The sequence below is a fragment of the Vibrio barjaei genome (assembly GCF_001639065.2).
In the GTDB taxonomy this organism is placed as follows: Bacteria; Pseudomonadota; Gammaproteobacteria; order Enterobacterales; family Vibrionaceae; genus Vibrio; species Vibrio barjaei.
In genome coordinates, this window is the sequence record NZ_LQXO02000005.1 from 53,116 (window position 1) to 72,088 (window position 18,973).

The window sequence follows — 18,973 nt, forward strand, 5'->3', positions numbered from 1 at the left end:
TAATGAGAGATTTGAAAGATTATCAAACCATTATTGATAATTGACGTGTTTCTGGAGTCGAACCGTTGTGCCACTCATAAGCATTCAAACAATTCAGTTAAAGCGATATGAGTGGCTCCGATGGACTTAAATACGCCCTACTAGCTTCTGTAATGTCGCGATCAAAGTTCTTTGTTCTTCTTCTTCAAGCCCGGCTAGCAACGCTTGATTAACTTCGACCGGTAGGTGAATGACTTCCTCTTTAAGGGCTTTCCCTTTGCCTGTCAGAAAGATCCTGAAGGAACGACGGCTTTCTGGGTCGGCACGTCGCTCGACCAATTCTAGAGCTTCTAATTTATCGAGTGTTCTAGTCGTTGTTGAGCTTTCTACCTTGGACATCTGCGCGATTTCTCGCTGAGTGACGCCTTCCTTTTCCCACAAACACATTAGAGTTGGCCACAACGCGAGCGTCAGCCCCTTTTCTCTTAATCTTTTATCAAACTCTTTTGATGCATGATTTGCCACAACATTTAGTAGCCAACCAAAGCTGGTTTGGCGTTCGAATTCTGTCTTCATTTTTACACCATTGAAAAAGCAACTATTGTCATCGTAACTAATATTGAGATGATTAGCACTAACAACGCTTTAAAGTTGCTCGATAAAGTAGGAGATTGTACATCTGCGTTGAGCGCTTGCTGTCCTGTAAACATAGACATTAGTAGACTCTTGCCACGTAGTTTGTAGATAACGATGGCTCCAACGTGCAGCGCGACCATGATTGGTAACATGTCAGCGAATACTACGTGAATGGTGTCTGCAATGTCATAAAGAGGCTCGGGAATAAAAATGCCGATACTCTCCAAACCATCAAATATTCCAGCTAAAAGCATGCCGGTAACACACTGAATGAGTAATGTACCGATCATTGCAACAACCATGACTGCACCTAGCGGATTATGCCCAACATATGAGATTGCCTTACCGAATGTATATCGGACAACTGTTTTTGGATGCTTAAGAAAAGAACGGAATCGGCTACTTTCACTACCAATAAAACCCCATATCACGCGCCAAAGCAGTAATGTAAATAAAACTAGCCCCAATTGAATATGGGGCCCTTGATTACTAAAGCCAGTGAATACTAGCCCCGCAAAAACAAGGGCTTGAATCCAGTGATAGAGTCGAGTCGCAAGATCCCAAACTTTAACTTTTTGCATAATTTGATCCTTTAGTCTTAAATAGTTGACATTAATTTACACAACAACTGTTGCGTATGCAATAATTGTTGTGTAAATTAAATGCATCAACAACGATGTACAAATCAGGTGGAGGAAATATGTTCACTCATCATTCAACGACCAAATTAGTATTCTTGCTCGTATTATCGACAGGTACTTCATCTCTAGCGTATTCCGCTCCGGACTCAGCAACATTAGACATCATAGACGCGCGGCAAAAAGCCTTTACAGCCCTTGAGTCACAAACTAAGGCCGTTAAAAAAACGCTCGATGGCAGTGATCCCGACTGGCAGACTTTGTTAGAAGCGAGCGAGCAACTTGTGGTTAACAGTGATGCGCTAAACGGTGCCTTTGCTTTAGGGACTCTAGAAGGAAGTAAGGCGAAAGAAAGCGTGTGGAGTAAGCCGGATAAATTCAATCGATTAATGCAACAGATGCAACAAGGTTATCAGCAGGTGGCGCTTGGTGCGCAAAATCAATCTATTGAAGAAGTCGAGAAGGGGCTAAAGGCCGCGGAATCTACGTGTAAAAGTTGTCACCGCAGCTATCGCTCACGTTGGTAAGAAGTATCATTTGAATTAGAAGGTAAAGTCATGAGAAAAATAATCAAAAATCTATTTGTTATCGGTGCACTTCTTGTAGGGGCTGGCTCTGCTTATGCGTACGATTATGGCGTTGAGTTAAAGTGGAACACTGATGATATCACACAAGTACTTAAGACGATGCCGGAACAGCGAGCATCATTCAAGAAGCTGGTGGATAACGGAAAAATCAAAGACATGTTTGTCGAAAATAGCCTAGTAGGCGGACAGAAAACGCAGCTACTAAAATTCGTTATGGAAGCAGAAAGCGAGCAATCGGTGCGTGACCAGTTAGCAAGTTTACCTTTGTACCAACAAAATTTGGTAAGAATAAACCACATTCAGCTGTTGGGCTCAAAGTGGTTAGACAACACACCGCAAGCGAATAATTTTGGCCTCACCTTCATTTGGAAGTCTGGGTTAGAGCCTTTGGAAATTGACCGAGTATTGGGCATTGATTTACAGCGAGTGATAGCACTTAATCAAGTTGGCACGGTAACCTCGTCGTACATCAATACTCAGAATTTAGAGAATGGTGTTGTCAGACCCACTTATTTGGTGGCGGTGCTTGCTAAAGATGCCGCACATGCTTTGGAAATGAGTAAGCAATTTGAGGCGGTGACAATGGGCTACGCCGACGTGCAAGTCGAGCCTCTGGGTCACAAGCTAGATATGAGCAAATTGTAAAACACAAAGTGCTGCAATCAAGTGTCGGTTGCGGCCTACCTTTCTATTCCACTGGCCGGGATAACCTTATACTATCCATAGAGTTTATTCAGATTGAAGTAGGATAAGACATGACGACAAAGTCACTTTTTGTGTTTGATATGGATGGCGTACTTATTGAGTCAGAACCTTTTTGGCGAAAGGCGCAGATTGAAGTGTTAGCTAATTACGGAGCAAGCGCCACGATTGACGACTGTATTGAAAACACTATGGGAAAACGACTTGACGATATCGCTGCTACATGGATTCAAATGTTTAACTTGAGTGTGGATGCCAAGGTGCTGGAATCAGAGATAATGCAAAGAGTAGTTGCACTTGTCGAGCAGGAAGGCGAGGCGATTGAGGGGATTCCGACACTGATTTCAGACTTGAAACAAAGAGACTTTCGCCTCGCTCTAGCCAGTTCTTCTGCTTATCCAATTATTCATGCGGTGACGGAAAAACTAGGCATACAGGAAAGCTTTGATTTGATGTTAAGCGCAGAAGACGTAGCAAACGGCAAACCCGCTCCCGATGTGTATTTGGCAGTTTGTCAGCGATTAGATATTCCAGTGGATCAGGCATTCGCATTAGAAGACAGCCTAACAGGTGTGAAAGCCGCTGTTGCTGCGCAACTAGCCACCATTGCTATGCCTTTTAAAAATAACCCTGCGTTTTCAATTGCGGATTATGTCGTGGAGTCGGTGCAGGATGTGATAGCGATAGTTGATCGTCATGCCGCGATATGAGAAAACGAGCCAATAGATATAAAAAAGTGAGTTGCTAAGAGGCAACTCACAGAACCTCTTATTCTCCTAAATTTGTCATCACTTTATGTTCTTTAGATAATTGTTGGTGGATATTACAGTTGATTCAGGTAAGCAGCTTTATCACGCGCCCCATCACGGTATGAGCACTAAATTTTAATCAATTTCTAGAAAAGTTTTGGACATTAATTAGTTAAAGTAATAAATGTAACTTTATAAAACCCGACATAGACAGAGATAATACCTGTCTACTTACAGCGCATAATCACTTATTTCAATAGAGACTAGGATTGCAGTAAAGTTATCACTGGCCTCAGTAGCTAAAAGGGCAGCTTTTAATGCTTCGGTTTGTTCTGTTATGGAAGGCAGTTCAAAGACTTTGGCAATATTTTTCTCACTAAGCATATAGCTCTCCCGTCATTGCAAAGCACTTACGACCTAGACAGGAATGGATAAAATTTCGCGATGCTTGGCTTTAATGGCTTATTCATACCCAAACCTTGGGTAATTAAATTGCGCTGTGGGTGGGTTAATGCTTTCCCTCAGATCGAGATGCCTCTGTCAACTGAGTCTTACACGAAGCGTGTTCATCGCTTAATCGCACCAGCTTTCGATCATCGAACTAATACAGGCGTGAATCACCAGCTCAAGTATAGTCAACGGCGTTACCGACCAATCACATTGCATTCTTTCCTCAAATCACTGATGAATATGCTGGCTCTATGATCAAGGTAATCATAAAGGATCGAGAAGAAGGAAAGTATCATGGACAACAAGTCGAACGAGAGCTTCACGAAAAATCTATCAGTTAAAAGTCATCAATGAGTTAAGTATCAGCGATTCCGTCAAATTAACCAATGTTTCCACAAGAACGGTTACTCGAGTGGAAAAAAACTAAGCGGTCTATGTTTCGTTGAAAAGGACAATACCACTTAATCAATAAGCACCCTTTTTGTTGTACATTTTTGACTAAAAAAGCATCGAATTTGAATATTTCAGTAAACATATTGTCGCTTTTGAATATAGAAAATCGGCGATTTTCAAATGAGAACCAATGCATAAAGCTCAAATAGTGGCGAGATTACAACTTAAACCTTTAGCTCTATTTTGTGTGTTTTTTCGGTCTTTTAATATGAACCCCGTCCCATATCTAGCAATATAATTATTATATTATTCTATATGCCTTGGTGGCTGAGTAATATGCCATCAAATTTATAATGCAGGCAGATTGTTAATGTGACGGGCTTAATCATTGGAAGTGGGCTGGCGTTTGCCTACCAAAGTACACACTATGCGCTGTGGTTTGTACTGATAGCTTGGTGTGCCCTCATGCTCGCAAACCATCACTGCGCCTCATTCTGGGGGCGCCTTAGGTTGTGGTTTACGGCAGGGTTTGGCTTTTACGGCACATCCTTATGGTGGGTGCGAGATTACCTTCACGGTGAATACGGTGAAGCCATTTGGATACAGTATGTGCTGTGGCCTGTCTTAATTCTGATATTGGCGGCGAGTTTCTTGCTGCCTCCATTACTTACTCATCACCTGTCAGTCAAGCGAACGTTTTTCGTCCTTCCTTTTTTTCTCACTTTGCTTGATATGGCAAGAGAGCATACTGACTTTTCTTTCGCGTGGCTCAATCCTGGGCTGCTTGTGTTGGATGTTGGGTTTTCAGGCTGGCTCAGCACCATTGGTAGCGTCGGCGGTGCTTTTCTGGTTTACGGTATCGCTAGTCTCAGTGCCTTTGCCATCATTCGATTGCTCCAATTTCATATCACCATGCTTCTTATTCTTTCTATGGTGTTACTGGCTCTGTGGGGGGGTAACTCGTTACTGACCACTCCAAAGATAGACACTGAGACGATATCAGTGCGCCTCATTCATGGCGATTTCTCCGATGAAGAGAAGCGTTCTAAAGGACGAGTGATTGCGCGAGTAGAGCAATTTACGGCCTTATCATTGGGCGCAGGCGCACCATCGTTGGTGATTTGGCCAGAGTCGACGTTGTCGGTGGCCTATCAGGATGTGGACAAGTGGATAGCGCCATCTTTTGAAGCACTCGCGCGCGCCGGTACGACGGCACTCTATGGAGGACTGTTTCGAAATGGCCAGCATCTTCACAATGTCATTTTTCAAAGCCGTGATGCAAAACCTGTCTATTATAAGCAGCATCCGGTGCCTTTTGGTGAGGCTCGTCCACCATGGTTTCGCCAATTATTCCAATCCCTCCCGTTATCTCGAGGCCAAGACTTAGTATCAGGGCTTCACTCATCGGCTTTCCTTTCTATAGGAGACAGCACGGTCACGCTTGCGATTTGTTATGACGCCTTTCAGTCCGATGTGTTTTCGCGCTCCTTGCGCGACATATCAAGCGGTGTTTTGGTGCTGCTTGGTGACGTGGCTTGGACACATACTCTATGGGTAAAACGATTTTTACTGAGGCTTGCCCAAGTGCGTGCAGCCGAAGTGGGTAAACCTCTCCTTTATTCAACTAATCAAGGGTTTACGGCATTCATTGATTCTCAAGGACGAGTGGTCGCGCATAAGACGCCTAAGGCGCACACCGCTGCACTCGATGTTGATGTTCCTATTTCGCTATCTCAGACGAGATACACCACTTGGGGTAGCGATTGGCTAGGGTGGCTTTTCCTTGGCGTCATCATGACGACGCTGTTGGTCCCTCGCCAACGTTTTGCGCAAACGCGCTTTATTTTTAAATCAGAATGAAGGAAAACAATTATGAACCCTCGTTGGTTAGGTGCTGGTACCGGACTCGGTGTGGCCCTCATCGTGGGAGTGGGGCTTTTTCAAGACTCTACTCCGCTATCGCAACAAAGAATTGGCAAACCGGCTAACACGGCCTCTTCTCATGTATCACAACCGCCACTTGATTGGCAGGATGCGCCAAATAACGAGAATTCTCAGGCTCAAACTGAGCGTTATGACTCTGAGAACGAGCGTCGACAAGCGTTGGCCATCGCAGAGCTAAATGCCTTTAATGACGACATTACACAAAGCCTTGCTGAGCTCGACAGAGAAACTCAGGAAGCGTTGTCACAAGGTGAGTCACCTTCACTGATGTTAGCCAGAGCCAGCCAAATTCTAACCGACTTGGAAGAAGAAGGTGTCCTGTTGGCGTACGACCCAACATTGCAAAACCCAGAAAAACGCAGTGATGCACAAGTTGCATTAGAGCAAAAGGTGGAGCGTATCGAGACCAATTTAATTGACATTGAGCAGCGGTTTGAGCGCTTAAGTCAATAAGGGGGATGCCATGATACGATTATTACTAGGAATGGTCTTAAGTGGGCTCGTAACACCGGCAATGGTGTTAGCGGATGCGGTTGGTGAACTCACTGGCGAGGCCAGCGCAACTCAAGGGCGAGCCGGTTATCAAATGCACTTTCCTGTCCCAGAAGGCGTGAATGATGTGACGCCACATTTGGGGCTTCGCTATACCCAAGGCTCTGGAAATGGACCGCTTGGACTCGGTGTACAGCTCACTGGATTGTCGAGCATCAGCCGCTGTGTACAAAACCAAATAGACGATGGGCAACAAGGTGGAGTGCATCTCGATAACTCGGATGTCTATTGCTTAGATGGTGAACGGCTGTTTCTGACTTCTGGAAAACTTGGTCGTGCGGGAAGCGAATATCGGCTGTCGACAACCTCACAAACCAAAGTTGTCGCAGTGGGCAGTGAACCTTCTGGGCCGTCTTCTTGGCGAGTGTATTCGGCCGATGGGCTTATCTCTGATTATGGCGAACAAACGAGTGCTCGCACACAAGCTCAAGGTCATACTCTAGAGTGGAAACTTTCCAAGCAATCGGACCGCTTTACTAACGCGATCACGTACCACTATCGTCAAGACCAAGGTTTTACTTATCTGGAGGCGATTCGTTATGCTGATATCGCTATCGAGATGGACTATGGCACTCGCCCTGACGTGCTGACATCGTATCAGTTTGGTCAATCTCGCACCTTAGCTCAAAAACTCAATACCATCCGTATTGAGCGAAAGAGTCAATCGGTCCGCACCATATCGCTTCGTTATGACGCTATCGACTCTGCCGCGCAATCTTATACTCGGCTTGCTTCGGTGCAAACCTGCGGCAGTGATGGCAGCTGTTTACCGGCTCACCGTTTTGAGTGGGAGAGCAACCCGTATGCGCATGTCGAGCCGCTGCAAAGCACTCTGGTGAGCAACACGGATTTTAAAGGATTCATTGCCGGGGATATCAATCAAAATGGTCGTCAAGATATGTGTTATCTCGACAATGGACTCTGGTGTAAAGAAAACACTGGCCTGGGGCAATTTGGCGCAGCTAGGTTATGGAGCTCAGACTTCCAAGGGAGTGAGTGGAGTGAGCCTCAGCATCATGCGTCGCTCTCTTTCATCGACATCAACAATAGTGGCCGTTTGGATGTGTGCGCTTTTAACGAACAAGGCTTCTTCTGTGCACTAAACCAAAACAATCAACGTTTTGAGCCTGGACGTTATTGGAGCAGGAATTTCACCATTGATGAGGCGGTGCGCCTTTTGGATGTCAACCGAGATGGGTTGCCGGACGTGTGCCGCATCGAAGCGTCACAAGTGGTTTGCGCGAGAAATACCAGTAACGGTCTCTCAAATGAGTTTACGCTGACCACTCAAGGCTTTCCTTTAGAAAAAACGTATAAACCGCGCTCACCTTACACGGATTACGAGCCCGTTAACCTTCCTTCCCCTCAGTTCGTGGACATCAATGGCAATGGGTTTGTCGACCTGTGTGGCATGAGGCTAGATGGGGAGTGGTATTGTGCGGAAGGTACAGGAATGTCGAATGGCCTACTGGCGTTCGGTCCGGCCGTGAAATGGGCGAGCGGGCTCCCAATGGGGCTTAACCACACGGCAAGCACCTCACCCAGTCAATCGCAGTATGACCGTGATGTCGACCAAGTGGAGCAGCTGGCTCGCACTTTCACATTAAGTGATCTCAATAGCGATGGTTTACCTGAGCTCTGTTATCGAAACGGCAATCGTTATGTGTGTCATCAGAATACCGGTGCTACATTACAGACCGCCACAGAGCGCGTGAGTCTGGATGAGAATGACTGGGCCAACAGTGTGGATGGCCGCATTTTAGAAACCTCCGTCACCTGGCATGACCGTAACCTCGATGGTTTAGCTGATATGTGTTACATCCTGGGTGAGCGGTTGATGTGCGCGTATGGCAACGGGACGACTTTCTCAAAGCCGGAGGTGATGGCGAACATTCACCCCGATTTGGAGTTTATTACGGAAAGTAGCTCTCATGGCAACTGGGTACGCCGATTTTTTGGTCTCACCATGACGGTTCGCTCCACCGCGGTAAATCATGCCTATGGCCCCTTTAAAGCTGGTATTGATGCCAATGGGGATGGCTTAACTGGCGATTGCTATCGCTCCATGGATGGCCTGGCGTGTTTGTCGTATGAGTACGAGCCTTTAGCAAAACTTAAATCCGTCACATCAGGTCTTGGTGTTACCACCACCTTTAAGTACGGCATGACGGGTGATGTCACTGTATTTACACCACGAAGTTCGAAAGCCGATCTAATTGGTCTTGCGCCTAACCGCACAGTGGTGAGCCATATTACCCAAGATGATGGGATTGGTGGGATTAACACCACAAGCTATCACTACTCTGGTTATTATGCTGATATCGATGATGGTATATTGGGTTTTGGTGCCATTAGTTCTGATGATGGGCGTCAAACTTTGCTGACGACGTTTGATTTTCATGAGGACAAGACGCCGTATGTATCAAGCGTTGCGATCACAACAGGTCAGCAACGTACGTCCTACACGCACTATCAATACCAGACTCTGCCCTCACCCATGCAAGGAAAAATATGGCCAGTGCTGCGTGAGCAGCAAAACACAACCTGGGATTTGAATGGCAACCTGCTTACACAAACCACTACTTCGTATCAAGGGTATGATGCTTATGGGTACCCAAGTGATACCACGGTGGTGACACAAGGGAGTAGTGGTCCCGAGTTTCAAGAGCAGACCACCACCACGTATCAGCATGATGCAGCGCGCTGGCTTATTGGCAAGCCGACAAGCATCGTGGTCACCAAGTCTAATGGCAGTGACACACAATCAAGGCGAAGTGAGTTCCACTACGAGTCTCAAACTGGCGCGCTCATTGAGCAAATCAAAGCCCCTGACCATGCTTTGGCGCTCACCCATGCGTTTACTTACAATGCTAATGGGTTTCGAACCAGTGAACGGGTATCGGGCAGTGGCGAGTCACGCTCAAGTCAAACTCAATATGATGCCTTTGGCCGTGTCATAAAGCACACCAATGCATTAGGCCACAGCGTAACCACTCAATACGACGTACTGTGTGCACTGCCCTCAAGAATCACGGATGCCAATGGCTTAAGTGCCACCTTTGAGTACGATGCATTTTGTCGAGAAGCCAAGCGCACGGATGCGAATGGGCAGTGGGTAAAGACGGCTTACCATTGGAGTGATGGTGCCGATGCTGGCTTAGACCAATTTAACATGGTGCTCGGTGACCGCAGTGTGTTTATGGTGACCACAGAAACTTCACAAGGGGCCAAAGGTGTTACCTATTTTGATCGATTTGGTCGAGAGGTCCGCACCAAGCAGCTTAACAGTAACAATAAATGGGTGATGGTCGATATCGCCTACGATAAGTGGGGTCAACGCATTGGTGAAACTGTTCCTTACTTTGAGGGACTGTTTGCCGGTGATGCGACCTACTGGATGCGCAGTGAGTTTGATGCTTTGGGACACGTTACCTTGCAGCGCAAACCAATGGAAGATGGACAAACGCTGGACGCCAAGACCCATTTCTCGGGGCTCACAGTGACGACCACCTTGCCAGGGGGGAGCGATAAAGTCGACACAATGAACGCGAACGGGCAAACGGTGAGCGTCCAAGAAAATGGCACCTCGACACTGTATTACTATTATGATGCCGAAGGGCAACTCATTCGCACGGATGCTAACGGCCTTATTACCACACTGGCGTACGATGAGCTGGGAAACAAAATACAGCTCAACGACCCTGCAACGGGTAACTGGACCTATGGCTACAATGCGTTCGGAGAGCTCATCTGGCAACAAGACGCCAAAGGCCAAAAAGTGCGCTTTGAGTACGACAAGCTAGGTCGAAAAGTCGCAGAAGTCCGCCCTGAAGGGCGCACTGAATGGACGTATGACGCACAAAGTAAAGGGCAGCTGGATAACACCAACAACCCAAACAGTCAGCGCCGCTACACCTATAACAGTCAAGGCCGTAAAACGTCCATGACCTTAACGCTCGATGGTATAGATTACCTTACTCAATATCACTACGATAATGAGGGTCGTCTAGACCGTGTGACCTACCCGTCAGGGCTGAACATCGACCGACGTTATGATATCAATGGGGCATTGAAACGCCTTAGCATTCCTTACTCGGAGATTTGGGACGCGCAGTACATTCAGTTAGAAGAAGCGCTTCAAGCCACCGCAGAGCGTATCATTGAGCTTGAAGTGAAAGCGCATGAGCTTGAGCAAAGTGCGCTCTTTTACATCGAAGAATCTGAGCGATTGCGACAAGCAGCAATGCAATTGTTGTCACAGTACTCCGGTTATCAAGCGCAAGCAAACGCACTCAGCAGCGAAGCGAGTGGTCTATTTCATGCGGCGCATGTGAATGCTGTTCAAGCCCAACATTACCGAAACAAAGCTAACGCGTATTGGCACCGGTTTGGTAATACAGTTTTCACCCACTACAAGACTGAAAATGGGTACGCATACTATAAGTTCAGTCGTTGCACTAACAAGAACTGGAAAGGCAATTGCACCAGTTGGGAAAATAAAGTGGATAGAATCCCAGCTTGGATGGTACATCAAAACTTCTGTGTTCCACCGGGTGGTAAATTAGGCGGATTCTGCTATTCAGGTCCTAGCTCGTCGATTAACTTCACACAAGTCTACAATCAGTGGGCGGCACACTACCAAGCGATTGCTAATAACTACTCCGCGCAAGCGCATCAAAAGCAGTCGCAGGCCAATCATTACCAGCACCACGCGAATCAAGCGAAAGCTCAGGCAGATAAACTGTTGGCACAAGCTAACCACTATGCGTCGTTAGCTCGAAGCCAAACCGACACACTGGCTGCCATGACTGCTGAACTCGAAGACTTGGTGGAAGCGGAGAAAGCGATTCAAACCGCGCTCGATGCCAGATTGGACGATGAGACCGATGAAATTGTGTGGCTCGCGACCAGTCGTGATGTGTTTGGGAGAGTATCGGGTGAGCTCTTTGGCAATGGTCTTTTAACTCGCAGAGAGCTTGACCGGGCGCGTGGCACTACCAAACGTATTACTACAGGCATGGGTAATCAATACCTTAGAGACCTTCGTTATACTTTTGATGCGCGCAATAATGTGATTGAAAAAGTCGGTGAGGTTCGTCGTCAAGAAGAGCACTACCAGTACGATGAGTTCGACCGTCTGATAGGTTGGCAGTACAGCGACAATAACACCGCCAGTTATGCCACTCGAGATTATCGTTATGATGTCTACGGCAACCTGACTTACAAGTCGTCACAAGGCCAGTTTGATGTGAAAGAGAATGGTCAGCTTAACGGTGGCTATACGTATGATGCTAACGGCAATATGACCACTGGACGCGGTCGAACTTTATCTTGGAATTCGTTTAATAAAGCGACCCGTGTTAACGATAATGGTGTGGTGACAAACTACGAGTACGGCAGTGAGAAAGAGCAAATCAAACGTACCACCAATGGCATCACCACCTATGTGATAAGCCCGGAGTATGAGTTGGACGTGACCACAGACGCCAGTGGTAATAAAACCACCACCATGCGTCATCGCCTGTTCGCGGATGGTGTCGCCGTCGCCGAGCACATCAAAACACTCAAAGGCAGTGAAAAGCAAATTGACCGTACTGCGTACTTGCATCGTGATGCGCTGGGCAGTGCCGATCTTATCACTGACCCTAATGGCCAAGTTCAGCTAGAACGTGGGTATACGCCGTTTGGTGAGTCCATTACCGCAGCTGAGCTTGACGCTAATCCACTCTTTACCAATGCAGAAATGCGCGGGTTCACGGGACACCAGAGTGTGGGAGGTCAAAGTACGCTCATTAACATGAATGCGCGTTTGTATGACCCGGTGATTGGACGCTTCTTGAGTGCCGACAGCATGGTACCAGACCCAGGACTATCACAAAGCTACAACCGCTATGCCTATGTGTTAAACAATCCGGTGAAATACAACGACCCAACCGGCCATTACTGGCAATTTGTGGTAGGGGCGGCCATTGCGCTGTTTGCGTCGACGTTTGACAACCCCATGATTCGAACAGTGGGCATGGTCATAGGGTCGATTATGATGGGCTTTGGGGCTGGGGAAATATTCTCTGGTATGGCAAGCATGGAAGCGGCTATGGCCAGTGGTGCCACAGTCTCCTTTACCTCCAATGTGATTGCTACCGGGGATATGGGCTCAGCCCTTCAAGCAGGCGTGTTAGGCGGTTTATCTGCGGGCATCACTTATGGCGTCGCACATGGTACTCATAGCCCATTTAATTCGAGCTCTGGTAGCTTAAAGGGAGCATTACCTCTTGCTCATGGTGTAGTTCAAGGTGGTTTCAATGAACTGCGAGGTGGCTCCTTCCGTCAGGGCTTTATCAGTGGCACCATAGGTAAGCTTGGAGGTTCAGTGGTTCATGAGAACTTCCAGCAAAGCCAAGTCGCTCAAGTGGGAGGCATCGTTGCGGTGTCAGGAATCGCGGCAGTGGCCAGTGGGGCGAGCAGTCGTGATGCGGTATTACGCTCTGCGATTAGTGTCATCACGGTGTATTTGTATAACGAGATGGGTAAAGAAAGCTATTCTCAAAATTCACAAATGGCAAAACGTCCAGATGGGATTTGGCAAAATAGAGAAAATGCAGCTCTTAAGGCTGCCGGACTAAACCCTGATACATCTTATGGGTGTTCATCATATGACGTTCAATCTTGTGCATTACAAGGGACATTGTATGGAAGAGGTGGTGATGAGGTAACACAAGCTTTAAATGATGTTTATGGTGGTGGTAAAAAAGTTATGGAACTTCAGGATTTACCTATACCTAAAGAGGTAGATACAGCCGTCTATTTTTGGACGTTTTCAGAAAGATATTTCAATAATAAAAAGTATTGTGTGGCTGTATGCAACCTACAATCCTTCCAAAGGAAAATGGAGAGCAGTAAATGATTAGATGGTTATATATAATATCATTTTGTGTGTTTTTTACTTTCAATTCCCTAGCTGTTTTTTTAGATTTTTTAGGAAGAGATAAAGGCCATAATTTGGATGTCGTTATGACAATCATTTATTTTTTAATTAGCTTTGTGTTTTTTTATATGTCATTTTATGTAGATCAAAGGGCTTATAGATTCAAAATGATAATGTTCTTCGGTTATTACATGATAACATATGTTAGTTTTTTACCATTTTATGCATTTGGCTTCTCTGTTCCGTTATTGTTGATTTGGTCGATTGTTTACATCCCCCTTCCTATATTTATATTATCGTTAATAAAAACTAAGGGGGCTTTTCTAATAAGAAAGCAATAGTACCTAAGCATAACCCATGTTATTTATGTCATTACACGCTAGTTTGGGCCGAGCTGGCGTGTAGTGACATATCAATGCTCCGACGCCTACTTCCTTGCGGAAGAAGCGAGGCAAACAATGTCTGACTACTTAGAAACGACCCCAGAGGAAACCGCTAAAATCGGAGCTGGAGTCCTCTCCAACATGGCTATCGGTGTCGGTGCTTTAAATCCAGGTGTGGGGCTAGGTATGGCGATATCTGCTTGGTACTTAGACTCCAGCTGGTCTAACTTTATCGGCATGATGACAGGGCCTGCAGGTAAAGTCGGAGGAGTCATTGACGATACCTTATACTTTGGCTCGCCTGTTATTAAGCAGACGGTAGATAATGTGGGTACGGTGAACGATGCAGTATCTGTTGGTTGTAATACGGTGGTGAAGTGTGACTAAACAAGATGAGAAATGGGATACCCCTGTCATTTATTACGGGTTTTGGTGTGCTGTGGGTATTCTCATAGTAAAAGAAGATTATATCTTAGCGGCCCTATCTGGCGGGGGATATATAGCGTTGGTAACGTTCGCTTCAGCTTTAAAACCAATACGAGAAAAGTACTCATTATTGATACCGTATATTGCGGCATCATTTGGTTATCTTTTTGGGGTTGTATATATATTCCAAGCCTTTGGGATAAACAATCTTTGGAGAGCTTTAGCTACATTCCCTTTAATATGGTTTGGTTACTGGTTTGCTACACGAAAAGTACGCCCAATACTCAACAACCATAAGAAGTCATAGTTTTGATGCAACAGAGCCAAGGCATCTACCTTGGCTCTATTTCAAGGAAGTAAAATGAAAACTATCATTGTTTTGATAACAACCACCTTAGCTCTGTTCGGTTGTGGTGGCGGGGGTAGTGGCGACAGTACATCGCCAACACAACCCAAGAATACTAGCGGTCAATATTCAACAGATGAATTGGATGTTGATTTTTCAATAACAAATCAGTCCTCTCGCAATATGGAAGTCATCGCCTACGCGCGAGCACAAGCGTCTCCTTATCCTGTTGAGCTCGACGAAGCTGACAAATTATCTATTGTCGTGGATGGTCTGAGGTATCAGTTAGAACCCGATTATTTCGAAGATGGCACACTCAGGAGTTATGCCGCTAACATTCCATCGAGTGGCAGTGAATATATTGTTGAATGGCATCGAGATCAGGCGTTAGTTTCAAGCTTAACCGCAACGGAGTTACCTCTCCCCTTTGAACTGACGCAATCTTTTGACGGTGATTCGATGGATTTATCGTGGTCACCACAAACCAATCACTCGTATTACCACAGAGGTGAATTTTTGGAGTGTAAAAATCAATCATTACACTCCACAATTGGTGGTTTTGTTCCAGACCTTTCAAAAGGTGAACAATACGTTACGATGGGACATTACCAAACAAGTTTAAGTGGTCGATGGAATGAGTCGTTAAGTAGTCTGATGAGCGTCTATGATACGTGCAAAGTTGAAATTACTATTGCTAGTGATTCAGATACCGCACCTTTTCAAACTAATGCGTTTATGTCACTCAGTTTAGTGGCAGAAAGAATTGCAACTATACAGTTGTGGTAAGAAGTATGTAGTGCCGAAAATGTCGGAATAACAAATTTATGGCCTTGAATAAAAGGCCTTTAAAACATAAAGCATAGTTGTTAGCCTTTATGGAGAAAGGGCTAACAACTCACATTGGAGTTTTCGCTGAAATGGGTGTAAAAGCCTACTTGCATCGTGATGCGCTGGTCAGAGACTACCCTATTTTTTCATGATGCTTACTCCAACAAAGAAGATAACGATCATGAAAAGATACGCCACTTTAGTTGCCATGCTTGCGAGCATAGCAAACGCAGAACTAGCAACATTTGAATCTGGACAAGTGCTAAAGGCCGACGACCTAAACAAAATTGTTGAGGCATTAAGCCAGAACAGAATACTTATCGCATAAAGGCGGCATAGTTGCTTTTGCTACCATCAATCACCACGTTCTCTGGTAAGTCGTTTTGAGCTATCGCCTTATATAGAAAGTCTTTAGTTACTGCTTCATCACGAGTTGGATTCAGATAATAATCGATAACGTCATCAAATTTACCAACGGCTCGAGAGTAATAAAATCATTAGCCTTTGATTTTGATGTCCGTCTCGTCCATCTGCCACGAGCTCGATATCGACTTCATTTGGTGTCTGACTTTATTCTCCAAAATCGGCGTAGATCTAATGACCCACTGGTTGATAGGTGCATGGTCAACGGTGACGCCACGCTCCTTCTGTATTTCTGCAATCTCTCCATGAGTGAGTTTGTAAGCTAGATAATAACGGATAGTTTCAAGAATAACTTCAGAGGGAAAGTGGCAGCCTTTAAACATTAAGATTCAGAGTGTTAGTCGAAATTGGATGAATCTGATGCCCTACTTGAAGATATTCGAGTGACTTAGACGAACTACTAGTTTGCAGTGTATTCCCAGCACATTAGAAGACACTCGTAAAACTCTCAAGAGGGATTTGCTGAGACACAACAAGAACCTTGCCATCGGTATAATAATCGTGACTGTCGTTTTTGGCTGTCACAGTAGCGAGTTTAAGATTCTCGGCATTCCATTGAGCGTTTAGTCGAAATACATCTTGCTTAAGCTTGTCGCGCTCGGAATCGACATCAGGAGCCACGCTGTGCAAGATGGTGATAATACCACCATAGGGTGTGATCGTTAGGCCATTATCATAGCTGAGTGCACCCACCCATACCGTTTCTCGGGTTTGCTTGTCTATACCCGCATTCCACCAGCGAATATGCGAGCGCTTAGTTAGCGTTCCCGGTAATTGGAACGCAAGATCTTGTGGCTGCCCGTTCCACATCAAATCGGAGACTGGTGGTGTTTTGGTTTTCAGCAAATTGACGTAGTCGGAGAATTCAAGCTCGCTGCGCGAGAATGTTTTATTTTCAATCCACCCTAGCTGCTGCATTAGGTTCTTGGGAGTTTCACCCAAATAGACCACGTTTACTGCTTGAGCTGAGTAAATCGATGACTGACCCGCAAAAACCTTAAAGTTGAGTCCTTTGACATCAACCACCTTGTTTTGAGTGTCGGTAGTGGTGGTGACGACGGTATCGTCGCTGAACCAAAAAAAGTGCGAGTAGTTGAGGGCCAGCATGCCTACTAGCAAAAAGCTGCTCGCTTTCAGCCAAGCATAACGCCACTGCTTTTTAAGACCAAAATAGAATAGAGCTAAGGACGCTATGCTTAGTCCTAACGTGTATTTGTGTTCTGAGATGAAGGTCGCCATCTCACCTAACACTGGCACGTTGTCCACACCAGCGGCTAACAGGTAGCCCCAAACAACAAATTGCCCCACACCCAACAATAAACCTATCAAGGCATACAGAGAAAATTTACGCCAACGAATATGGTTGGTCCCTGCCATAAATGGCACAACCCAAGCGATAGGGCCTAGTAGCCTTGCAAAGGCAATCACCCAGAATGAATTGCGGTTCATAAGAAGGCGACATCGAGCTAGCGGTCTGCGTATTTTGGGTTGCCAGCGAAGTAACCTCTTTTGTGCGCCAAAACCATAATGACGGCCAATAAAGAAGCTCAGTTGATCACCGAGTAAGCCGCCAATTAGTACCGCGATAACAGCGAGATATCCACCGCTATAAAGTTGATATCCCGCGGCAATCATAAAGGGTTCTCCCGGAACCACGAGGTTAGGGCCAATGACTGCGTCAAAGAAAGAGCCGAGAAACAGTCCCAATGTCTCAAACATAACGATTCCTTACGTCCTTAGATTCTGTCGTTTTGATTGGTTCAGTGTTACTGCTGTTGGTAGTGACCGAACTTGTATTCCATCTCGTTGTTGCGCATTTCTCCAAAGAAAAATCGGCGAACATTGGCTTTGAAATAAGTGAATCCCATTTTGAAGAAGCCATCTTGCTCAAGGCGGCGTGGGTCAAACTGGAAGCTCAGTGGTAAGAATCTAAAGCGCCATGTCTTAGCGGCTTTTTTGACGTAGTTACAGTCTTCGCACAGCACGATACTTTCATCAAATCCGCCGATTTCGTCATGTGCGCGTTTGGTAGAGAAGATACATGCGCCTACAGCGGTTGGGAAAAAGAACTGCGTGGTAAACAAGCCTGCGTTAAATAGTCCGTAACCGGCTTTATAAGCAGGCGCGAGATTACGTGAACCCATGTAAACACCGGCCACTTCCAGTTTTTCATCTTCAAGTTTTGCCGTTGCTTTATCTAGGAAGTCCTTATCAAGACGGACATCGGCGTCTAGAAAGAGTAAACGTTCGTTTTGGGCAAGGTTGGCACCCGTATTGCGGCCTAAGCTCACTCCGCGCTGCTCCATTTTGTGAATGGTTAGGGCAGGTAGTGCTTGATGGTATTTTTGTGCGACCTCACAGGTAAGGTCGTCGCTGTTGGAATCGACGACAATGACTTCGAAACCTTGGTAAGTTTGACTGCTTAAGTCGCTTAGTAGGCGAGCGATGCGTTTCTCTTCATTGAGAGTGATAATGACGATGCTAAGAGGTTTCATAATCCAATCCTTTCTATGTGTTGATGATTGGATTATGCAGAGAGGAGGCTTAACCATTACTGAGCAGTAGGTTCATATTCAGTTAATGATAACCTAGTAACTGATAAGGGTTACTAGGTGCTGTGCTTGATATAGTCTTGGGCTAAGTCTTCTTCTCGCGTAGAAGTAATCCAACAGGTCACTTTTTGGATTTTTGGATCATCTTTTCGTGTATACATATTGGAGACGGAGTAGGGAGGGATCACAGCGATTGAATCAATCGCAATGGCTTCATCGTTATCTGAGAAAGCGACACAACGAACTTTAACGGCCTCAGAGTAAGAAACCTTGATTCGCCAGTGTGTGTCAGATAGCGGCTGAATGTGATCACCAGTTATGACTATCGGCGCTGCACTAGAGGCGGTAGTAGGCTTTGTTGCTTCGTTGGCGTAACTCAGGTTAGCTGTAAGAAGAGCGCTACTCATTACCAATATGTTGAGAATTTTCATTAGATCTTACCCATTCATTAACACTTATC

At 45.7% G+C, this 18,973-nt stretch carries 17 protein-coding genes; 10 read left to right on the top strand and 7 right to left on the bottom strand.

Features of this window, described 5'->3' with window-relative positions; translation table 11 throughout:
- Positions 1–126: 126 nt before the first annotated feature.
- Both AWH66_RS01160 and AWH66_RS01165 read right to left on the bottom strand, forming a co-directional pair.
- Positions 127–555 (bottom strand): MarR family winged helix-turn-helix transcriptional regulator, encoded by a 429-nt coding sequence (locus tag AWH66_RS01160; RefSeq protein WP_063604888.1) that lies wholly within the window; start codon positions 553–555, stop codon positions 127–129.
- A 2-nt stretch (positions 556–557) separates the two neighbouring features.
- Positions 558–1,196, bottom strand: coding sequence for a cytochrome b/b6 domain-containing protein (locus tag AWH66_RS01165; RefSeq protein ID WP_063604889.1), 639 nt, complete (start codon positions 1,194–1,196; stop codon positions 558–560).
- Between the two features lie 119 nt (positions 1,197–1,315).
- Between AWH66_RS01165 and AWH66_RS01170 the strand changes: the two genes are divergently transcribed.
- The 3 genes from AWH66_RS01170 (at position 1,316) to AWH66_RS01180 (ending at position 3,252) form a co-directional block, all read left to right on the top strand.
- Complete coding sequence (locus tag AWH66_RS01170) at positions 1,316–1,780, top strand: c-type cytochrome (protein WP_063604890.1); 465 nt, start codon at positions 1,316–1,318, stop codon at positions 1,778–1,780.
- A 30-nt stretch (positions 1,781–1,810) separates the two neighbouring features.
- Positions 1,811–2,485 (top strand): hypothetical protein, encoded by a 675-nt coding sequence (locus AWH66_RS01175; RefSeq protein ID WP_063604891.1) that lies wholly within the window; start codon positions 1,811–1,813, stop codon positions 2,483–2,485.
- A gap of 110 nt (positions 2,486–2,595) precedes the next feature.
- A complete protein-coding gene (locus AWH66_RS01180) occupies positions 2,596–3,252 on the top strand; it encodes an HAD family hydrolase (protein WP_063604892.1) in 657 nt (218 codons plus the stop codon).
- A gap of 270 nt (positions 3,253–3,522) precedes the next feature.
- Here AWH66_RS01180 and AWH66_RS25825 read toward each other — a convergent pair whose 3' ends face one another.
- On the bottom strand, positions 3,523–3,675 hold the full coding sequence (locus tag AWH66_RS25825; RefSeq protein WP_167360918.1) for a hypothetical protein: 153 nt from the start codon (positions 3,673–3,675) through the stop codon (positions 3,523–3,525).
- Positions 3,676–4,506: 831 nt separating this feature from the next.
- Between AWH66_RS25825 and lnt the strand changes: the two genes are divergently transcribed.
- From lnt to AWH66_RS25830, 7 genes are all read left to right on the top strand, one after another.
- Positions 4,507–5,994, top strand: coding sequence for an apolipoprotein N-acyltransferase (lnt, locus tag AWH66_RS01190; protein ID WP_240495582.1), 1,488 nt, complete (start codon positions 4,507–4,509; stop codon positions 5,992–5,994).
- A gap of 12 nt (positions 5,995–6,006) precedes the next feature.
- A complete protein-coding gene (locus AWH66_RS01195; protein ID WP_063604895.1) occupies positions 6,007–6,531 on the top strand; it encodes a hypothetical protein in 525 nt (174 codons plus the stop codon).
- 10 nt (positions 6,532–6,541) lie between these two features.
- Complete coding sequence (locus tag AWH66_RS01200; protein WP_240495583.1) at positions 6,542–13,534, top strand: RHS repeat-associated core domain-containing protein; 6,993 nt, start codon at positions 6,542–6,544, stop codon at positions 13,532–13,534.
- 479 nt (positions 13,535–14,013) lie between these two features.
- A complete protein-coding gene (locus AWH66_RS01210) occupies positions 14,014–14,325 on the top strand; it encodes a hypothetical protein (RefSeq protein WP_063604897.1) in 312 nt (103 codons plus the stop codon).
- Positions 14,318–14,671: a hypothetical protein gene (locus AWH66_RS01215; RefSeq protein ID WP_063604898.1), complete on the top strand. Its 354-nt coding sequence runs from the start codon at positions 14,318–14,320 to the stop codon at positions 14,669–14,671. The genes AWH66_RS01210 and AWH66_RS01215 overlap by 8 nt, the downstream gene beginning before the upstream one ends.
- 54 nt (positions 14,672–14,725) lie before the next feature.
- Positions 14,726–15,496 carry a hypothetical protein gene (locus tag AWH66_RS01220; RefSeq protein WP_063604899.1) on the top strand — a complete coding sequence of 257 codons (771 nt, stop codon included), beginning with the start codon at positions 14,726–14,728 and terminating at the stop codon, positions 15,494–15,496.
- 223 nt (positions 15,497–15,719) lie between these two features.
- Positions 15,720–15,866, top strand: coding sequence for a hypothetical protein (locus AWH66_RS25830; protein WP_167360919.1), 147 nt, complete (start codon positions 15,720–15,722; stop codon positions 15,864–15,866).
- 169 nt (positions 15,867–16,035) lie between these two features.
- Here the strand turns inward: AWH66_RS25830 and AWH66_RS01230 are convergent, their stop codons facing one another.
- The 4 genes from AWH66_RS01230 to AWH66_RS01245 all read right to left on the bottom strand — a co-directional run bounded on the left by AWH66_RS01230 (position 16,036) and on the right by AWH66_RS01245 (position 18,944).
- Entirely contained in the window at positions 16,036–16,284 is a 249-nt protein-coding gene (locus AWH66_RS01230; protein ID WP_063604900.1) for an IS6 family transposase, read from the bottom strand.
- Between the two features lie 103 nt (positions 16,285–16,387).
- A complete protein-coding gene (locus AWH66_RS01235) occupies positions 16,388–17,680 on the bottom strand; it encodes an LssY C-terminal domain-containing protein (RefSeq protein ID WP_063604901.1) in 1,293 nt (430 codons plus the stop codon).
- 47 nt (positions 17,681–17,727) lie between these two features.
- Positions 17,728–18,456, bottom strand: a complete 729-nt coding sequence (locus AWH66_RS01240; protein WP_063604902.1) for a glycosyltransferase family 2 protein — start codon at positions 18,454–18,456, stop codon at positions 17,728–17,730.
- A 113-nt stretch (positions 18,457–18,569) separates the two neighbouring features.
- Positions 18,570–18,944, bottom strand: a complete 375-nt coding sequence (locus tag AWH66_RS01245) for a hypothetical protein (RefSeq protein WP_063604903.1) — start codon at positions 18,942–18,944, stop codon at positions 18,570–18,572.
- Between the last annotated feature and the right edge of the window lie 29 nt (positions 18,945–18,973).

Excerpts from the sequence above, each read along its gene's own strand:
- AWH66_RS01160 (WP_063604888.1), bottom strand. The coding sequence starts at position 555 with ATGAAGACAGAATTCGAACGCCAAACCAGCTTTGGTTGGCTACTAAAT.
- AWH66_RS01165 (WP_063604889.1), bottom strand. The coding sequence starts at position 1,196 with ATGCAAAAAGTTAAAGTTTGGGATCTTGCGACTCGACTCTATCACTGG.
- AWH66_RS01170 (WP_063604890.1), top strand. The coding sequence starts at position 1,316 with ATGTTCACTCATCATTCAACGACCAAATTAGTATTCTTGCTCGTATTA.
- AWH66_RS01175 (WP_063604891.1), top strand. The coding sequence starts at position 1,811 with ATGAGAAAAATAATCAAAAATCTATTTGTTATCGGTGCACTTCTTGTA.
- AWH66_RS01180 (WP_063604892.1), top strand. The coding sequence starts at position 2,596 with ATGACGACAAAGTCACTTTTTGTGTTTGATATGGATGGCGTACTTATT.
- AWH66_RS25825 (WP_167360918.1), bottom strand. The coding sequence starts at position 3,675 with ATGCTTAGTGAGAAAAATATTGCCAAAGTCTTTGAACTGCCTTCCATA.
- AWH66_RS01195 (WP_063604895.1), top strand. The coding sequence starts at position 6,007 with ATGAACCCTCGTTGGTTAGGTGCTGGTACCGGACTCGGTGTGGCCCTC.
- AWH66_RS01200 (WP_240495583.1), top strand. The coding sequence starts at position 6,542 with ATGATACGATTATTACTAGGAATGGTCTTAAGTGGGCTCGTAACACCG.
- AWH66_RS01210 (WP_063604897.1), top strand. The coding sequence starts at position 14,014 with ATGTCTGACTACTTAGAAACGACCCCAGAGGAAACCGCTAAAATCGGA.
- AWH66_RS01220 (WP_063604899.1), top strand. The coding sequence starts at position 14,726 with ATGAAAACTATCATTGTTTTGATAACAACCACCTTAGCTCTGTTCGGT.
- AWH66_RS25830 (WP_167360919.1), top strand. The coding sequence starts at position 15,720 with ATGAAAAGATACGCCACTTTAGTTGCCATGCTTGCGAGCATAGCAAAC.
- AWH66_RS01230 (WP_063604900.1), bottom strand. The coding sequence starts at position 16,284 with ATGTTTAAAGGCTGCCACTTTCCCTCTGAAGTTATTCTTGAAACTATC.
- AWH66_RS01235 (WP_063604901.1), bottom strand. The coding sequence starts at position 17,680 with ATGTTTGAGACATTGGGACTGTTTCTCGGCTCTTTCTTTGACGCAGTC.
- AWH66_RS01240 (WP_063604902.1), bottom strand. The coding sequence starts at position 18,456 with ATGAAACCTCTTAGCATCGTCATTATCACTCTCAATGAAGAGAAACGC.
- AWH66_RS01245 (WP_063604903.1), bottom strand. The coding sequence starts at position 18,944 with ATGAAAATTCTCAACATATTGGTAATGAGTAGCGCTCTTCTTACAGCT.